The 15,765-nt window shown below is 73.9% G+C and carries 12 protein-coding genes; 7 read left to right on the top strand and 5 right to left on the bottom strand.

The window, feature by feature from the left end:
- Positions 1-171: 171 nt before the first annotated feature.
- Positions 172-1,518: a M14 family metallopeptidase gene (locus AC07D6_RS07950; RefSeq protein WP_479042898.1), complete on the top strand. Its 1,347-nt coding sequence runs from the start codon at positions 172-174 to the stop codon at positions 1,516-1,518.
- A gap of 142 nt (positions 1,519-1,660) precedes the next feature.
- The gene (locus tag AC07D6_RS07945; RefSeq protein ID WP_479042896.1) at positions 1,661-3,520 is read left to right on the top strand and encodes a serine/threonine-protein kinase; all 1,860 of its coding nucleotides are present in this window, start codon (positions 1,661-1,663) and stop codon (positions 3,518-3,520) included.
- Positions 3,521-3,527: 7 nt separating this feature from the next.
- On the opposite strand, the gene AC07D6_RS07940 is transcribed toward AC07D6_RS07945, so the two are convergent.
- The 3 genes from AC07D6_RS07940 to AC07D6_RS07930 are packed head-to-tail and all read right to left on the bottom strand — an operon-like array spanning position 3,528 to position 5,685.
- The gene (locus tag AC07D6_RS07940) at positions 3,528-3,929 is read right to left on the bottom strand and encodes a RidA family protein (RefSeq protein WP_315879772.1); all 402 of its coding nucleotides are present in this window, start codon (positions 3,927-3,929) and stop codon (positions 3,528-3,530) included.
- Entirely contained in the window at positions 3,926-4,687 is a 762-nt protein-coding gene (locus AC07D6_RS07935; RefSeq protein ID WP_479042893.1) for an IclR family transcriptional regulator, read from the bottom strand. The genes AC07D6_RS07940 and AC07D6_RS07935 overlap by 4 nt, the downstream gene beginning before the upstream one ends.
- Positions 4,684-5,685 (bottom strand): sugar kinase, encoded by a 1,002-nt coding sequence (locus AC07D6_RS07930; protein ID WP_479042978.1) that lies wholly within the window; start codon positions 5,683-5,685, stop codon positions 4,684-4,686. The genes AC07D6_RS07935 and AC07D6_RS07930 overlap by 4 nt, the downstream gene beginning before the upstream one ends.
- A 610-nt stretch (positions 5,686-6,295) precedes the next feature.
- Between AC07D6_RS07930 and AC07D6_RS07925 the strand changes: the two genes are divergently transcribed.
- Entirely contained in the window at positions 6,296-7,591 is a 1,296-nt protein-coding gene (locus AC07D6_RS07925; RefSeq protein WP_479042890.1) for an alanine racemase, read from the top strand.
- Positions 7,592-7,628: 37 nt separating this feature from the next.
- The gene (locus AC07D6_RS07920; RefSeq protein ID WP_479042888.1) at positions 7,629-9,209 is read left to right on the top strand and encodes an N-acyl-D-amino-acid deacylase family protein; all 1,581 of its coding nucleotides are present in this window, start codon (positions 7,629-7,631) and stop codon (positions 9,207-9,209) included.
- An 18-nt stretch (positions 9,210-9,227) separates the two neighbouring features.
- On the opposite strand, the gene mptB is transcribed toward AC07D6_RS07920, so the two are convergent.
- Complete coding sequence (mptB, locus tag AC07D6_RS07915; protein ID WP_315879777.1) at positions 9,228-10,700, bottom strand: polyprenol phosphomannose-dependent alpha 1,6 mannosyltransferase MptB; 1,473 nt, start codon at positions 10,698-10,700, stop codon at positions 9,228-9,230.
- A 201-nt stretch (positions 10,701-10,901) separates the two neighbouring features.
- On the opposite strand from mptB, the gene AC07D6_RS07910 reads away from it, so the two are divergent.
- Positions 10,902-12,113, top strand: a complete 1,212-nt coding sequence (locus tag AC07D6_RS07910; protein ID WP_315879778.1) for a pyridoxal phosphate-dependent aminotransferase — start codon at positions 10,902-10,904, stop codon at positions 12,111-12,113.
- Between the two features lie 80 nt (positions 12,114-12,193).
- Entirely contained in the window at positions 12,194-12,586 is a 393-nt protein-coding gene (locus AC07D6_RS07905) for an SCO4983 family protein (RefSeq protein WP_315879779.1), read from the top strand.
- 404 nt (positions 12,587-12,990) lie between these two features.
- On the opposite strand, the gene AC07D6_RS07900 is transcribed toward AC07D6_RS07905, so the two are convergent.
- Positions 12,991-14,814: a phosphoenolpyruvate carboxykinase (GTP) gene (locus AC07D6_RS07900; RefSeq protein WP_479042884.1), complete on the bottom strand. Its 1,824-nt coding sequence runs from the start codon at positions 14,812-14,814 to the stop codon at positions 12,991-12,993.
- Positions 14,815-15,012: 198 nt separating this feature from the next.
- Between AC07D6_RS07900 and trhA the strand changes: the two genes are divergently transcribed.
- A complete protein-coding gene (gene trhA / locus AC07D6_RS07895) occupies positions 15,013-15,708 on the top strand; it encodes a PAQR family membrane homeostasis protein TrhA (RefSeq protein WP_479042882.1) in 696 nt (231 codons plus the stop codon).
- Positions 15,709-15,765 lie beyond the last annotated feature (57 nt).

The raw sequence follows: 15,765 nt of genomic DNA, 5'->3' as shown, positions 1-15,765 counted from the left end.
TCTCTCCAGGGGTGCGCACGTCACCCAAGCGCCCGGCGGGCGGGCGCGCAAGGGCACACGGCGGAACGAGCCTTTCCGGCCGTGATCCGAAGCTCCTTCTTGACGCGCTCATGCCATGACTCCATCCTGCGTCGCACGGGGACACACCCCGACCCCCATCCAGGAGTCAGCATGCGACTACGCATCACCGGCGGACGGTCCGCCACCCTCGCGGCCGCCCTCGCCCTCGCCGTCGCGGCGCCGCTCACCGCCGCCGCGAGCACCCCCGGCGCGCCCTCCGCCCCCTCCCCCGCCCCGGCGGCCACCGCCGACGAGGCCACCCGCCAGTACGAGATCCACGGCCCGTCCACCCCCGCCGAACGCGCCGCCCTCACCGCCACCGGCGTCTCCGTCGACGAGGTGGACGGCCACACGGTCGTCGTCAGCGCCGACGCCGGGCAGGCCCGCCTCCTGCGCGCGCTGGGCCACCGGCTGGAACCGCTGCCCGGGCCCCCGGACCGTACCGGCGGCGTCGTCACGCCGATGGACTTCCCCTCCGCCGACTCCCGCTACCACACCTACGCGGAGATGACGGCGGAGATCAACCAGCGGCTCCAGCAGTACCCGAACATCATGAGCAAGCGCGTGATCGGCAAGTCCTACCAGGGCCGCGACATCATCGCCATCAAGATCAGCGACAACGTGGCGACGGACGAGAACGAGCCCGAGGTGCTGTTCACCCACCACCAGCACGCCCGCGAGCACCTCACCGTCGAGATGGCCCTGTACCTGCTGCGCGAACTCGGCGCCGGCTACGGCTCCGACACCCGCGTCACCAACGCCGTCAACGGCCGCGAGATATGGATCGTGCCCGACCTCAACCCGGACGGCGGCGAGTACGACATCGCCTCCGGCACGTACCGCAGCTGGCGCAAGAACCGGCAGCCCAACTCCGGCTCCACCGCCGTCGGCACCGACATGAACCGCAACTGGAACTACAAGTGGGGCTGCTGCGGCGGCTCCTCCGGCTCCGCGGGCTCCGAGACCTACCGCGGCTCGGCGCCCGAGTCCGCCCCCGAGGTGAAGGTCGTCGCCGACTTCGTCCGCTCCCGGGTCGTCGGCGGGAAGCAGCAGATCAGGGCGGCCATCGACTTCCACACCTACAGCGAGCTGGTCCTCTGGCCGTTCGGCTGGACCTACGCCGACACCGCCCCCGGCATGACCCAGGACGACCGGGACGCCTTCGCCGCGGTCGGCCGCAAGATGGCCGCCAGCAACGGCTACACCGCCGAGCAGTCCAGTGACCTCTACGTCACCGACGGGTCGATCGACGACTGGCTCTGGGGCGACCAGCGCATCTTCGGCTACACCTTCGAGATGTACCCGAGCGGCTCCTCCGGCGGCGGCTTCTACCCGCCCGACGAGGTGATCGAGCGCGAGACCGCCCGCAACCGCGACGCGGTGCTCCAGCTGCTGGAGAACGCCGACTGCATGTACCGGTCGATCGGCAAGCAGCAGCAGTACTGCGCGACCTCCTGAGGCACCGGGCGCCCCCGGCGGGGAGCCGGACCCCCCGCGGTGGCACGGGACCCGTGCCACCGCGCGGACGTCCAAGGGCGGCTGCTGCGGGGGGAGTTGGCGGCTACCCTGCTGGCGGGGGCACCGCAGGAGGGAGCGGGGGATGACGGGGGCCGGAACGCGGCTGCTGCCGCTGGGCGGGGACGATCCGGGCGCGCTCGGCCCGTACCGGCTGCTGGGGCGGCTCGGTTCGGGCGGCATGGGGCGGATCTACCTGGCGCGGACGGGGCCGGACGGGCCGCTCGTCGCCGTGAAGACGCTCCTCGCCGAGGGCGAGGTCAGCGCCCACGACCGGCGCCGCTTCACCCGCGAGGTGACGCTCGCGCGGCGCGTCGACAACCGGTACACGGCGCGCGTGCTCGACACGGACCCGGAAGCGCCGACACCGTGGATGGCGATCGAGTACATCGCCGCTCCGTCCCTCGCCGAACTCGTCCGCACCGCGGGGCGGCTGCCGGCGTCCGCCATCCGCTGGATCGCCGCGGGCACGGCACAGGCGCTGCTCGCCCTGCACGGGCAGGGCATCGTCCACCGCGACGTGAAGCCGCAGAACGTCCTGCTGCCGCTGGACGGACCCCGGCTGATCGACTTCGGCATCTCGCACGCCCAGGACATCACCCGGACGACGCTCACGCTCGGCACGATCGCGTTCACCTCCCCCGAACAGGCGCGCGGCGAGCCGTCCACGGAGCGGTCCGACGTGTACTCGCTGGGCGCCACCCTGTTCCACCTGGCCGTGGGCCGGCCCCCCTACCCGGAGGGCGAGGACACCCTGCGGCTGCTGGCCCGCGTGTCGCGGGGCGACCTGGACCTGGCGGGGCTGCCGAAGGAACTCGTCCCGCTGGTCCGCCCCTGCCTGGCCGTGGAGCCCGCCGACCGGCCGCGCCCCGCGGACGTGCTCGACCGGTTCCTGGAGGAGATGCGCGGGCTGCCGGCCACCGCCGACGGGAGCCGCTGGCTGCCGCCGCGCTGGACGGAGCTGATCCGCGCGTACGAGCGGCAGGGCGAGGAGTGGAGGCGGCCGGCGCCCGTCGACCCGGAGGCCCTCACGGTCGACGACCGCACCCGCGCCGTACCGCCGCCCGACCCGACGCGGATGTACACCGAGGAGCGGGAACGGGCCCGCGCCCGCGCCCGCGAACAGGAGCGCGAACGGGCGCGGGCGCGCGAACAGGAGCGGGAACGCGAGCACGAACGGGCCCGGCAGCGGGTGGCGTCCCGGGCGCGCGCCCGCACGTCGGCGGGCGCGCGGGCGAGAAGGCCGGCACCGGTCCCGCTGCCGGCCCCGTCGCCGCCCCCGGAGGAGAAGAAGTCGTCCGGCGGGTGCTCCACGGCCCTGCTCGTCGTCCTGGCCCTCCTCTTCGCCGCCTGGTACTTCGACGACGCCGCCCGGACCACCTCGTCCTCGACGGCCGGGAGCGGCGGCTCGCTCACCCGCCCGACGCCCGGGTACGCGTACACGCCCCGCAAGCCGACGCCCAGCCTCCAGGACCTGGCGTTCCGCGCCGTACGCGCCGGAAACTGCCTCGACGTGTACGACACGGGGTACGGCGAGTGGAGCAAGCCCGCCCCGGTCCGCGTGGACTGCGACTCGGCGAGCGCGTACGTCCACGTCACCCGCGTCGGCCCGGCCGGCCCGTGCGACTCGGGACCGGGCCGGGACCAGTGGTCGAACCACGCGGACGACGGGATGCGGACCGTGCTGTGCCTCTCCCGCCAGTTCCGCACCGGCCAGTGCTTCACCGCGAAGATCGACGGCGACGGCGACGCCTCCGCCAACCTGATGGAGATCTGGAACTGCGCCTCCGACCGGGTGCCGAAGGGCCAGACGCACATCCTCCAGATCACCGGCTACTACCGGATGCCGTCGGACGGGCGGACCCGCTGCCCCGACGAGAACAACCGCTACTGGACCTGGAAGGTGAACGAGGGCCGCGGCTACGTCTGCACCCGCGTCGCCTGACCGCGCGTCAGTCCAGCACCGCCAGCGCGTCGATCTCGACGAGCAGCCCCGCCGGCAGCCCGACGTACACGGTGGTGCGCGCGGGCGGCACGGCCACGTCCTTCAGGTGCGCGTCGTAGAGGGCGTTCATCTCGGCGAAGTGGGCCACGTCCGTCAGGTACACGCGCGTCATCACCACGTCGTCCCAGCCCGCGCCCGCCTCCGTGAGGACCGACTCGACGTTGGCGAGGGTCTGCAGGACCTGCTCGCGCAGGGTCGGCCCGGCCACGACGGGCGGCTGCCCCGGCACGGCGGGGAGGAAGCCGACCTGCCCGGCGACCTGGAGGACGTTCCCCTTGCGCACGCCGTGGGAGAACCGGGCGGGCGGGGCCGCGTGGGTGGGCGGCGTGACGGCGGTCTTCTCGCTCATGGCGTGTCCTTCGGTGGGGTGGTGCCGGAGTAGTCGTCGCTGACGGCCCGCGCGGTGCGGCGGACCAGCGGGAGCAGGGCGAGGAGTTCGTCGGCGGTGACGACGACGTTGGGCGCGGACACCGACAGGGCGGCGGCCACGCGGCCGTCCGCGCCGCGCACCGGGGCGGCGACGCAGTTGATGGACTCCTCGTGACCGCCGAGATCGGCGGCCCAGCCCTGTTCGCGCACGGCCGCCAGCTCCGTGCGGAAGGCGGCGGCATTCGGCGTCGAACGGGGCGTGTACGGGGGGTAGTCGAGGCGGGCGGTCAGCGCGTGGCGCTCCGCCTCGGGCAGGTCGGCGAGGAGGACCTTCGCGACGGCGGCGACGGTGACGGCGACGGGACGGCCGACCCGCGAGTACATCCGCACCGGGTAGCGGCTGTCGACCTTGTCGACGTACAGCACCTCGTCGCCCTCGCGGACGGCGAGGTGCACGGTGTGACCGGTCTCCTCGTTGAGGCGGACGAGGTGGGGGTGGGCGATCTCCCGCACGTCGAGGTTCTCGGCGGCCTCCTGGGCGAGCGCGAAGAGACGGGCACCGAGCCGGTAGCGCTGGTCCCGCTGCCGGTGGACGAGGCCGTGCTCGTGCAGGGTGCGCAGCAGGCGCAGGGCGGTCGACTTGTGGACACCGAGCCGCTCGGCGACCTGCCCCAGGTCGGCGGGGCCCTGGGCGAGCAGCGGCAGGATGCTGAGCGCCCGGTCGACGGTCTGGCTCATCGCGTGCGTACCTCCTCGTCGTCGTCCGGCCCCGGCTCCGGCCGGCCGGGACCGAGACGCAGTCTCCCCCAGTCGGCGTCGCCGAGGGCGGCGAGCCGTGCGACGCGCGCCGGATCCGGGACGGGCGCGAGGTCCCCGGGCACGGTGAGCACCGCCGCCGCCGCCAGGTGCCCGTACCGCAGCCGCGCCGCGAACGGCAGCCCGCGCAGGGTCGCGTCGAGGAACCCGGCGGCGAAGGCGTCCCCGGCCCCGGCGTACGACACGACGTCGACGCGCGGCGCGGGCACGAAGACCCGCACGTCGCGCGCCGAGCCCGGCACGCGGGCGAAGAGGGTCGCCCCCTTCGCGCCCTCCTTGACGACCAGCACGTCCGGCTCCGGGAGGGCGGCGCGCACGGCGGCCGGACCGTGCAGGCCGAGCGCGCGGGCCGCCTCGTCCTCCCCGGCGAAGACCAGGTCGGCGCCGCGCGCCAACTCCAACAGGACGCGGCGGGCGGTCTCCGGGCGCGGCCACAGGGACGGGCGGTGGTTGAGGTCGAAGGAGACCAGCGGCCGGCCGGGGCGGCGGGCGGTGAGCGCCGCCATCAACGCGCGGCAGTCCGGCGAGAGCGCCGCGGTGATACCCGACAGGTGCAGGACACGGCCCGCCGCGGCCTCCTCGTACGGGACGTTCCGCACCGACATCGCGGAGGCCGCCGACCCGGCCCGGTGGTAGACGACCTCGTGCGCGGCGTCACCGCGGTCGGCGGCCGTACGGAAGTACACCCCGGTCGGCCGGCGCGGATCCCGGCGGACGCGCGAAACGTCGACGCCGTACGCGGCGACGGACGCCACCAGGTGATCGCCGAAACCGTCGGCACCTACACGGCTGATCCAACGGACGCGGTGCCCGGCGGCGGCCAGGGCACAGGCCACGTTGGACTCGGCGCCGCCGATCCCACGGGTGAAGGACGGCACGTCCGCGAGACGGCCGGGACGGGACGGCAGGAAGGCGACCATCGACTCGCCCAGACACACTGCTGCTGGTTCGAGGCTCGTTCCGCCTCCGGGGCGCTCCCCCTTTTTTTGGCTCGTTCCGCCTCCGGGGCGCTTTGAGCGGGTGTCGAGACGGCGAACGTGCTCAGCGCTTCGCGCCTCCGCGCGATCACCGCCTCGACACCCGCGCGCCCCTTCGGCTCCACGAGCGGCCCACGGAGGCACCCTCCCCCTCCCGGCACCACCAGTCCCCGGGCGAACAACCTCAGCGCCACACACCTCCGCGCGATCATCCTCCCCACACCCGCGCGCCCCTCCGGCACCACCAGCGGTCCAGGAAGACGCCTCCGCCCTCCCGGCGCCACCAGACCCCACCGGTCCCACCGGCCCCACGAGCCGATCGGCCCGGTGCCCGTCCGCCCCTCGGCTCCACGCGTCGGCCATGACCACCCCGCCCGTCCCTCGGCTCCGCGAGCCGGTCGCCACGGCGGCCGTCCGGCCGCCGGCGCGGACGAACCGGCCCGGACGAACCGGCCCGGCCCGGGCCATTGACCCGGCGTCCGCCCGGATGTTAGACACCGTCAAGCAGAATACGCAACGACCGTTGCACCATACGCAACGGAAGGGAGGCCCGATGGCCGCCGGACAGCCGCTGGGGCCCGACGCGCTCGCCGCGCGGCTCGCGGACGAGCGGGTCGACCACCGCTTCAAGGGCCTCCCGCCGGACGCGGACGGCCTGACGGTCGGTGAACTGGCCGCCCAGCGGCGCGACGTCTTCACCGGCGGCTTCACGACGCCGGTCCTGACGCTCTCCGCCGAGGCCCTGAAGCACAACCTGGCGCTGCTGGGGGCGTACGCGAAGCGCCACGGCCTGGCGTTCGCCCCGCACGGCAAGACGACGATGGCACCGGGCCTGTTCGCCCGCCAGTTGGCGCACGGCGCCTGGGGCGTGACCGTGGCGGTCCCCCACCAGGCGCGGGTCTGCCGGGCGTTCGGGGTGCGCCGGGTATTCCTGGCGAACGAGCTGGTCGACGAGGCCGCGCTGCGCTGGGTCGCCGGACAGCTCGCGGACGACCCGGAGTTCCGCTTCGTCTGCTACGTCGACTCGGTGCGCGGCGTCGAGCTGATGGACCGGGCGCTGGCCGGGTCCGCGCGCCCCGTCGACGTGGTGGTCGAGCTGGCGGCCGGCGAGGGCGCCCGGACCGGGGCGCGCACGCCCGCGGCGGCGGCGGAGGTCGCCGGGGCGGCGGCGCGGGCTGCGTCGCTGCGGTTGGTCGGGGTCGCCGGGTACGAGGCGCAGGTGCCGGGCGCGTCCCCGGAGACCGTGCGGGCGTGGCTGCGGCGGCTCGTCGGGCTGGCGGCGGAACTGGACGGGGCGGGGCTGTTCGCGGACGCCGAGGAGATCGTCCTCAGCGCGGGCGGCAGCGAGTGGTTCGACGCGGTCGCGGAGGTGTTCGCCGAGGTGCCGCCGCTGTCGGCGCCCGTGCTGCGGCTGCTGCGGTCCGGTGCGTACGTCTCCCACGACCACGGCCACTACGAGCGGCTGACGCCGTTCAACCGCGTCCCGGAGGAGGGCGCGCTGGAGCCGGCGTTCCGGCTGTGGGCACAGGTCGTGTCCCGGCCCACCCCGGGCGAGGCGTTCCTCAACGCGGGGAAGCGGGACGTCTCGTACGACCTGGCGCTGCCCGTGCCGCAGTGGGTGCGGTCCGGCCGGGACGGTGCGGTCCGCCCTGCGGCGGGGCTGGCGGTGACGGCGCTGTCGGACCAGCACGCGTGGCTGCGGACGGACCCGGAGGGCACGGCGCTGGAGGTCGGCGACTGGGTGGCGCTGGGGCTGGCGCACCCGTGCACGGTGTTCGAGAAGTGGCCGCTGATCCCGGTGGTGGAGGCGGACGGGACGGCCGTCGACTACGTCCGCACGTTCTTCTGACGCTCCGGGTTCCGGTCTTCGAGGGGGGAGGCGCGCGGTGGAGCTGGTCATCCGGGACGTGCGGGTCGTCGACGGCACGGGCGGGCCGTCGTACCGGGCGGACGTGGGCGTCGACCGGGGCCGGATCGCAGCGGTCCGCCGCGAGGGCGACCGGCCGCTGTCCGGCGCGCGGACGCTGGACGCGGCGGGGCTGGCCCTCGCGCCCGGGTTCGTCGACATGCACGCCCACAGCGACCTGGCGCTGCTGCGGGACCCGGCGCACGAGGCGAAGGTCGCGCAGGGCGTGACGCTGGAGGTGCTCGGCCAGGACGGCCTGTCGTACGCGCCCGCCGACGACCGGACGCTCGACGAGGTGCGGGCGGCGATCGCCGGCTGGAACGGCGACCTGGCGGACGTGGACCCGGACTGGCGGACCGTCGGCGGCTACCTGGACCGCCTCGACCGGGGCTTCGGCGGGGAGGGCGTCGCCGTGAACGCCGCCTACCTGGTGCCGCAGGGAACGGTGCGGGCGTACGCGATGGGGTGGGCGGACCGGCCGCCGACCGGCGCCGAGCTGGACCGGATGCGGCGGCTCGTCGCGGAGGGCCTGGAACAGGGCGCGGTCGGCATGTCGTCGGGCCTCACGTACCCGCCCGGCATGTACGCGGACCGCGCCGAACTGGCCGCGCTGTGCCGGGTCGTGGCCGGGCACGGGGGCTACTACTGCCCGCACCACCGCTCGTACGGGGCGGGCGCGCTCGGGGCGTACGCGGAGGTGCTCGACCTGGCGCGGGAGACGGGCTGCGCCCTGCACCTGGCGCACGCCACGCTGAACTTCGGCGTCAACGAGGGCCGGGCGCCCGAGCTGCTGGCGCTGCTCGACGAGGCCCTGGCGGACGGCGTGGACGTGTCGCTCGACACCTACCCGTACACGCCGGGCTGCACGACGCTGGCGGCGCTGCTGCCCGGCTGGGCCCACGAGGGCGGCCCGGAGGCGCTGCTGGCGCGGCTGCGGGACGACGCGGCGGCCGAGCGGATCCGGTACGCGCTGGAGGTGACCGGGTCGGACGGCTGCCACGGCGTGCCCGTGGCGTGGGACACGGTGGAGGTGTCGGGCGTGTCGGACCCGGCGCTGGAGCGGTACGTGGGGACGCGGCTGCCCGGCTGGGCGGCGGCGCGCCGGCTCCTCCTCGCGGACCGGCTCGGCACGGCGGTGCTCCAGCACGTCGGGCACGAGGGCAACGTACGGGCGATCATGCGGCACCGGGTCCACACGGGCGGCTCGGACGGCATCCTGCAGGGCGCGAAGCCGCACCCGCGGGCGTACGGCACGTTCCCGCACTACCTCGGGCGGTACGTGCGGGAGCTGGGCGTGCTGTCCCTGGAGGAGGCCGTCGCGCACCTCACGTCCCGCCCGGCGGCCCGGCTGCGGCTCCCGGACCGGGGCCTGGTGCGGGCGGGGTACCGGGCGGACCTGGTGCTGTTCGACCCGGACGCGGTCGCGGCGGGCGCCACGTTCGCGGCGCCCCGCACCCTGCCGGTGGGGATTCCGCACGTGCTGGTGAACGGGCGGTTCGCGGTGCGGGACGGGCGGCGCACGGACGTCCTGGCGGGGCGCGCGGTGCGGCGGGCGCCGTAGGGCGGCGCGAAGGGCCCGTCAGGCCCGGGAGGGCTCGCGTTCCTCGGCGCGGCGCGGCGACGGCAGCCACACGCCGCCGGCGAAGTCGGAGCGGCGCAGCAGTAGCTGGGCGCCGATCGCGCACGCGACGGCGGCCAGGGCGAAGCCGTACGCGGGGGTGCGGCCGTCCGGCGCGGTCACGTACACGAGGCCCGCCGACAGGATGGTGACGGCGCGGCCGACGCGGCCGTTCCAGGCCGTCGCGGCGAGCGGCGGCACGGCCCACAGCAGGTACCAGGGCTGGACCATCGGGGAGAGCGCGACCAGCGCGAGGAGGGCGAGGCCCAGGGCGTGCAGCGGGTCCAGCCAGCCGCGTGCCACGCACGACGCGAGGTACGCGACGAGGGCGAGGGCCAGGGTGAGGCCCATGGCCTGCACGGCCCGCTTGACGGGGTCCGGTTCGGCGCCGGACAGGAAGTACATGGACTCGCCGAGCGCGACGCCGAGGTCGCTGGTGAGGGAGAGCGCGGTGTGGATCGTCCCGGCGACGCTCTGGGTGCGCAGCCAGCCGAAGCCGGTGCCCGCGCACAGCGTCGCGCCGACCGCGACGCAGGCGGCGACGGCGCCCGGCCCGAGCAGCCCCTTCGCGACGCGCCGTATCAGCGGGCCGGACGTCTCGCGGCCGACGACGACGCCGATGAACAGCAGCGCGAGCGCGGCCGGTGACTTGATCATCATGGCGAGGGCGACGAGGGCGCTGCCCACGACCCAGCGGCCCCGGCGCACGGCGAGCGCGGTGCCCGCCAGGAGCAGCCCCGCCATCAGCCCGTCGTTGTGGAGCCCGCCGACGACGTGGACGAGCAGCAGCGGGTTGAGGACGCCGAGCCAGAGCGCGCCGCCGGTGGCGGCGCGCGGCGCGAACCGGAGCAGCGCCCAGAACAGCAGGGCGAGCGCGGCGACGGCGACGATCCGCATCCCGAGCACGGCCGGCACGATCTGCCCGGCCGTCACGGCGGCGACCGCCTTCGCGAGGAGCAGGAAGGCCGGGCCGTACGGGGCGGGGGTGTCCGTCCAGTGCCCGCCGACGCTCGCGGCGGCCACCCCGCCGAGCCCGTCGGGCGCGAGGACGGACGGGCCGAAGCGGTACACGTCGTGGCCCTCGGCGACCATGGCGCCCTGCGCGATGTAGCTGTACACGTCGGCGCTGTACAGCGGCGGGGCGAGGAGGAGCGGCGCGGTCCACCAGGCGAGCGTGGCGGCGGCGGCCCGGGGGCGCGCGGCGGCGCCGCCGGCGACCAGCCGCCCGTACCGCCACCAGGCGACGACCAGGAGCGTGAGCCCGGCGAGGGCCAGGAGCACCCCGGGCCGCGCCGTGTCCTGGACCCGCGGGAACCACAGGCCCCACGGGTCACGGGCCGGCATGGTGCCCGCGGCCCAGCCGCCCAGGGCCACCCCGACCGACCCGACCGCGCCCAGGCGCCTGCATCCGGCGACGCTCCTCAAGGACCACATGAGGAGCCAACCTACCCGGCCTCCCCCGTCCACCCACCTGAGCCCGCGGAATCCCTCGCCCGCGCTTTCGACCACCCCCTCGTCCCGGTGACGCGACCGCGCCCCGGCCCCGTCCGGGTCCGCGGCGCGGTGCAGAACCGGGTCCGCTGCGTGGTGCAAAACACGAGGCGCGGCGGGCCGGGCGACCGTAAGCTCGCGGGCATGCAGGTCATCCAGTCAACGAAGCTCGCCAATGTCTGCTACGAAATCCGCGGCCCGGTGCTCGACGAGGCGATGCGGCTGGAGGCGGCAGGCCATCGCATCCTCAAGCTCAACACCGGCAACCCGGCCGCCTTCGGCTTCGAGTGCCCGCCCGCGATCCTCGAGGACATGCTCCGCAACCTCGGCTCGTCGCACGGCTACGGCGACGCGAAGGGCCTGCTCGCGGCCCGGCGCGCGGTGATGAGCCACTACGAGACGAAGGGCATCCCCCTCTCCGTCGAGGACGTCTACCTCGGCAACGGCGTCTCGGAGCTCATCCAGATGGCGATGCAGGCGCTGCTCGACGACGGCGACGAGGTCCTCGTCCCCGCCCCGGACTACCCGCTGTGGACGGCGTCGGTGGCGCTGGCGGGCGGCACGCCGGTGCACTACCGGTGCGACGAGCAGGCCGACTGGATGCCCGATCTGGCCGACATCGAGCGCAAGGTCACCGACCGCACCAAGGCGCTCGTCATCATCAACCCGAACAACCCGACCGGCGCCGTCTACGACGACGAGATGCTGCGCGGCCTCACCGAGATCGCCCGCCGGCACAACCTGGTGGTCTGCTCGGACGAGATCTACGACAAGATCCTCTACGACGGCGCCACGCACACCCCGACCGCCGCCATCGCCCCGGACCTGCTGTGCCTGACGTTCAACGGCATGTCCAAGAACTACCGCGTGGCCGGCTACCGCAGCGGCTGGCTGGCCGTCTGCGGCCCGAAGGCGCACGCCTCCTCGTACATCGAGGGCCTGACCATCCTCGCCAACATGCGCCTGTGCGCGAACATGCCCGCCCAGCACGCCATCGCGGCGGCCCTGCAGGGCCGCCAATCGATAGAGGCGCTGGTCGCGCCGGGCGGCCGGCTGCTGGAGCAGCGGGACGCGGCGTACGAGCGGCTGATCGACATCCCCGGGGTCAGCTGTGTGAAGCCGAAGGGCGCGCTGTACCTCTTCCCCCGCCTCGACCCGGCCGTCTACAAGATCAAGGACGACCGGCAGATGGTCCTCGACCTGCTGCGCGCCGAGAAGATCATGGTGGTGCACGGGACGGGCTTCAACTGGCACGAGCCGGACCACTTCCGCATCGTCACGCTGCCCAACACGACGGACCTGGTCGACGCGGTGACCAGGATCGGGACCTTCCTGGACGGCTACAGCCAGCACTGACACCGTCACTTGGGACGGGCTCAACTTTAGACTGAATCCAATGTAGGATGGCCTCCTGTCTGAGAGCAGGAGGCCATCCCATGTACGAACCGATCCGCACCAAGTCGGTCCACCGGATGGCCGACGACGACCGGAACCAGTTCCCGCACCGCTCCCGCGAGGAGGAGCTGGACATCCAGCTCGCCGGGCACCTCGCGGCGCTGCTGGCCGTCACCGACGAACTGGGCGACGCCGCCGCCGCGCAGCGCATCGCCCAGCAGGTGGCCAGGCTGCGCGGCGCCCCGCCCGCCCGGCACGCCGGACTGACCGGCGCGGACCCGTCCGCGCTGCACCGCCGCGCTCACGCCCTCGCGGGGCGCGCCCTGGTCGTCGCGGCCTCCCGCGCCGACACGGCCGCCGCGATCCTCGCCGCCGAGCGCATGGACGCCCACGCCGCCGTCCTGGGCGAGGACAGCCTGGTCGGCGCCCCCTGAACGGCCCCGGTCCGCGCCCGCGAAGGTGCGCGGACCGGGTTGCCACCCCTTTGCCCGGTCGATCCCACCCACGAGCCGAAGGCCGTGGGGCTCCGTGAACCATCCGCAGAGCTGAAGGGTGCCCGGGCGGAGCCCCGTGCCGCGCAGAACCGAAGGGACGCCCGGCCGGGAGGGGAAGGACACCCCCGTAAACCGCTCGTGGAGCCGAAGGGGCGCGCGGGTGTCGGGAGGGCGATCACGCGCAGGCGCGAAGCGCTGAGCATGTTCGCCCTCCCGACACCCGCTCACAGCGCCCCGGAGGCGCAACGAGCCCAAAAAAGGGGAAAAGAACCGCGGCCGGCCGGGATGACTCCACAGGTCAGGGCGTTGTCGTACGGCTCGGCCGCGGGTCGGTGGGGGCTGTGTCAGCCCAGGCGCGAGACGAGTGCGCGGTATTCGTCCCACAGTTCCTTCGGGGTGTGGTCGCCGAAGGTGTTGAGGTGTTCGGGGATGAGCGCCGCCTCTTCGCGCCACACGTCCGCGTCGACCTTCAGCAGGAAGTCGAGGTCCTCCTCGGAGAGGTCGAGGCCGTCCGTGTCGAGCGCGTCGCGCGTCGGCAGGATGCCGATGGGCGTCTCGACGCCTTCGGCCCTGCCTTCCAGGCGTTCCACGATCCACTTCAGGACGCGGCTGTTCTCGCCGAAGCCCGGCCAGACGAACTTGCCCGCGTCGTTCTTGCGGAACCAGTTCACGTAGTAGATCTTCGGCAGCTTCGACGGGTCGGCGTTCTTCCCGATCTTGATCCAGTGGGCCATGTAGTCGCCCATGTTGTAGCCGCAGAACGGCAGCATCGCGAACGGGTCGCGGCGCAGTTCGCCGACCTTGCCCTCGGCGGCGGCGGTCTTCTCGGAGGCGACGTTGGCGCCGAGGAAGACGCCGTGCTGCCAGTCGAAGGACTCGGTGACCAGCGGCACGGCGGTGGCGCGGCGTCCGCCGAAGAGGATCGCGGAGATCGGCACGCCCTTGGGGTCCTCCCACTCGGGCGCGATGATCGGGCACTGGGAGGCGGGCACGGTGAACCGGGCGTTCGGGTGGGCGGCCGGGGTGCCGGACTGCGGCGTCCAGTCGTTGCCCTTCCAGTCGGTGAGGTGTGCGGGCGTCTCCTCGGTCATGCCCTCCCACCACACGTCTCCGTCGTCGGTGAGCGCGACGTTGGTGAAGACGGCATTGCCCCACAGGGTCTTCATGGCGTTGGCGTTGGTGTGCTCGCCGGTGCCGGGCGCGACGCCGAAGAAGCCGGCCTCGGGGTTGATCGCGTAGAGGCGGCCGTCCTCGCCGAACCGCATCCAGGCGATGTCGTCGCCGATCGTCTCGACGGTCCAGCCGGAGATCGTGGGTTCCAGCATCGCGAGGTTCGTCTTGCCGCACGCGGAGGGGAAGGCGGCGGCGACGTACGTGGCCTCGCCCTGCGGCGGGGTCAGCTTCAGGATGAGCATGTGCTCGGCGAGCCAGCCTTCGTCGCGCGCCATGACGGACGCGATGCGCAGTGCGTAGCACTTCTTGCCGAGCAGGGCGTTGCCGCCGTAGCCGGAGCCGTACGACCAGATCTCGCGGGTCTCCGGGAAGTGCGAGATGTACTTGGTGGTGTTGCACGGCCACGGCACGTCGGCCTGGCCGGGCTCCAGCGGGGCTCCCAGGGTGTGGACGGCCTTGACGAAGAAGCCGTCCTCGCCGAGCTCGTCCAGGACGGCCTGGCCCATGCGCGTCATCGTGCGCATCGAGACGGCGACGTACGCGGAGTCCGTGATTTCGACGCCGATCGCGGAGAGCGGCGAGCCGAGCGGGCCCATGCAGAACGGCACGACGTACATGGTGCGGCCGCGCATCGAGCCGCGGAAGACGCCCTGCTCACCGGTGAAGACCTCGCGCATCTCGGCGGGGGCCTTCCAGTGGTTGGTCGGGCCGGCGTCCTCCTCCTTCTCGGAGCAGATGAAGGTGCGGTCCTCGACGCGCGCCACGTCGGTCGGGTCGGACGCGGCGTAGTAGGAGTGGGGGCGCTTGATCGGGTCCAGCTTCTTGAAGGTGCCCTTGGCCACGAGCTCCTCGCACAGGCGCTCGTACTCGGCCTCGGAGCCGTCGCACCAGACCACTTGGTCCGGCTGCGTGATCGACGCGATCTCGTCGACCCAGGTGATGAGGGCCTGGTGCTGGGTGGGGGCGGTGCTGGGAGCCGCGTTTCGGCGCGCCACGGTTGCTCCTTGTTGAGGGTTTTGTGGTTGTTGCCCCGTGGGGGCTGCGACCCGGACGCTGCGTGGGTTTGCGCTCATCCGGTGCCGACCGCACTCATTTGATCATCCGACGCGAATGCGCATATGTCCAGAGGGCCTCTCACGTGAGCATCGCCACGTGTGTCCCGGCTCCTACGGGAGCGTAGGTAGCATTTCGACATGACCGCCGCCGTGATCGAGCAGACCGACGCCGACGCCGACGCCACCTCGCCCCTCACGCCCGTGAAGCCGCGACTGCGCGGCTGGCTGCACGCCGGGATGTTCCCCGCCGTGCTGGTGGCGGGGCTCGCCCTGACCGCCCTGGCCGACTCGGCGCGCGGCCGTGTGGCCTGCGGCGTCTACGTGCTCACTGCCTGCCTGCTGTTCGGCGTGAGCGCCCTGTACCACCGGGGGAACTGGGGGCCACGGGCCACGGCCGTGCTGCGGCGCCTGGACCACGCCAATATCTTCCTGATCATCGCGGGTACGTATACCCCGCTGACGCTGCTCCTGCTCCCCGGCTCCACCGGCCGGGTGCTGCTGTGGGCCGTCTGGGCCGCCGCGGCTGCGGGCATCGCGTTCCGCGTGTTCTGGGTCGGCGCGCCGCGCTGGCTGTACACGCCGTGCTACATCGCCATGGGCTGGGCGGCCGTGTTCTTCCTGCCGGACTTCCTGCGGACGGGCGGCATCGCCGTGCTGGTCCTCATCGTGGTCGGCGGCGTGCTCTACAGCCTGGGCGGCGTGGTGTACGGCCTGAAGCGGCCGAACCCGTCACCGCGCTGGTTCGGCTTCCACGAGGTGTTCCACTCGTTGACGCTCGCCGCGTTCGTCGTCCACTACGTGGGCATCTCGCTGGTGGCGTACCGGCACGCGTAGGCCCCGGCGCGTAGGCCCCGGCGCGCGCGGGACGCCGCGCGCCGGGGTCCACCCGGG

The sequence above is a fragment of the Streptomyces sp. NPDC045287 genome (assembly GCF_056432325.1).
This window is presented reverse-complemented; position numbering and strand designations above follow the sequence as displayed.

What these genes read in the sequence shown, in the direction of transcription:
- AC07D6_RS07950 (WP_479042898.1), top strand. Translation starts at nt 172, where the DNA reads ATGCGACTACGCATCACCGGCGGACGGTCCGCCACCCTCGCGGCCGCC.
- AC07D6_RS07945 (WP_479042896.1), top strand. Translation starts at nt 1,661, where the DNA reads ATGACGGGGGCCGGAACGCGGCTGCTGCCGCTGGGCGGGGACGATCCG.
- AC07D6_RS07940 (WP_315879772.1), bottom strand. Translation starts at nt 3,929, where the DNA reads ATGAGCGAGAAGACCGCCGTCACGCCGCCCACCCACGCGGCCCCGCCC.
- AC07D6_RS07935 (WP_479042893.1), bottom strand. Translation starts at nt 4,687, where the DNA reads ATGAGCCAGACCGTCGACCGGGCGCTCAGCATCCTGCCGCTGCTCGCC.
- AC07D6_RS07930 (WP_479042978.1), bottom strand. Translation starts at nt 5,685, where the DNA reads ATGGTCGCCTTCCTGCCGTCCCGTCCCGGCCGTCTCGCGGACGTGCCG.
- AC07D6_RS07925 (WP_479042890.1), top strand. Translation starts at nt 6,296, where the DNA reads ATGGCCGCCGGACAGCCGCTGGGGCCCGACGCGCTCGCCGCGCGGCTC.
- mptB (WP_315879777.1), bottom strand. Translation starts at nt 10,700, where the DNA reads ATGTGGTCCTTGAGGAGCGTCGCCGGATGCAGGCGCCTGGGCGCGGTC.
- AC07D6_RS07910 (WP_315879778.1), top strand. Translation starts at nt 10,902, where the DNA reads ATGCAGGTCATCCAGTCAACGAAGCTCGCCAATGTCTGCTACGAAATC.
- AC07D6_RS07905 (WP_315879779.1), top strand. Translation starts at nt 12,194, where the DNA reads ATGTACGAACCGATCCGCACCAAGTCGGTCCACCGGATGGCCGACGAC.
- trhA (WP_479042882.1), top strand. Translation starts at nt 15,013, where the DNA reads ATGACCGCCGCCGTGATCGAGCAGACCGACGCCGACGCCGACGCCACC.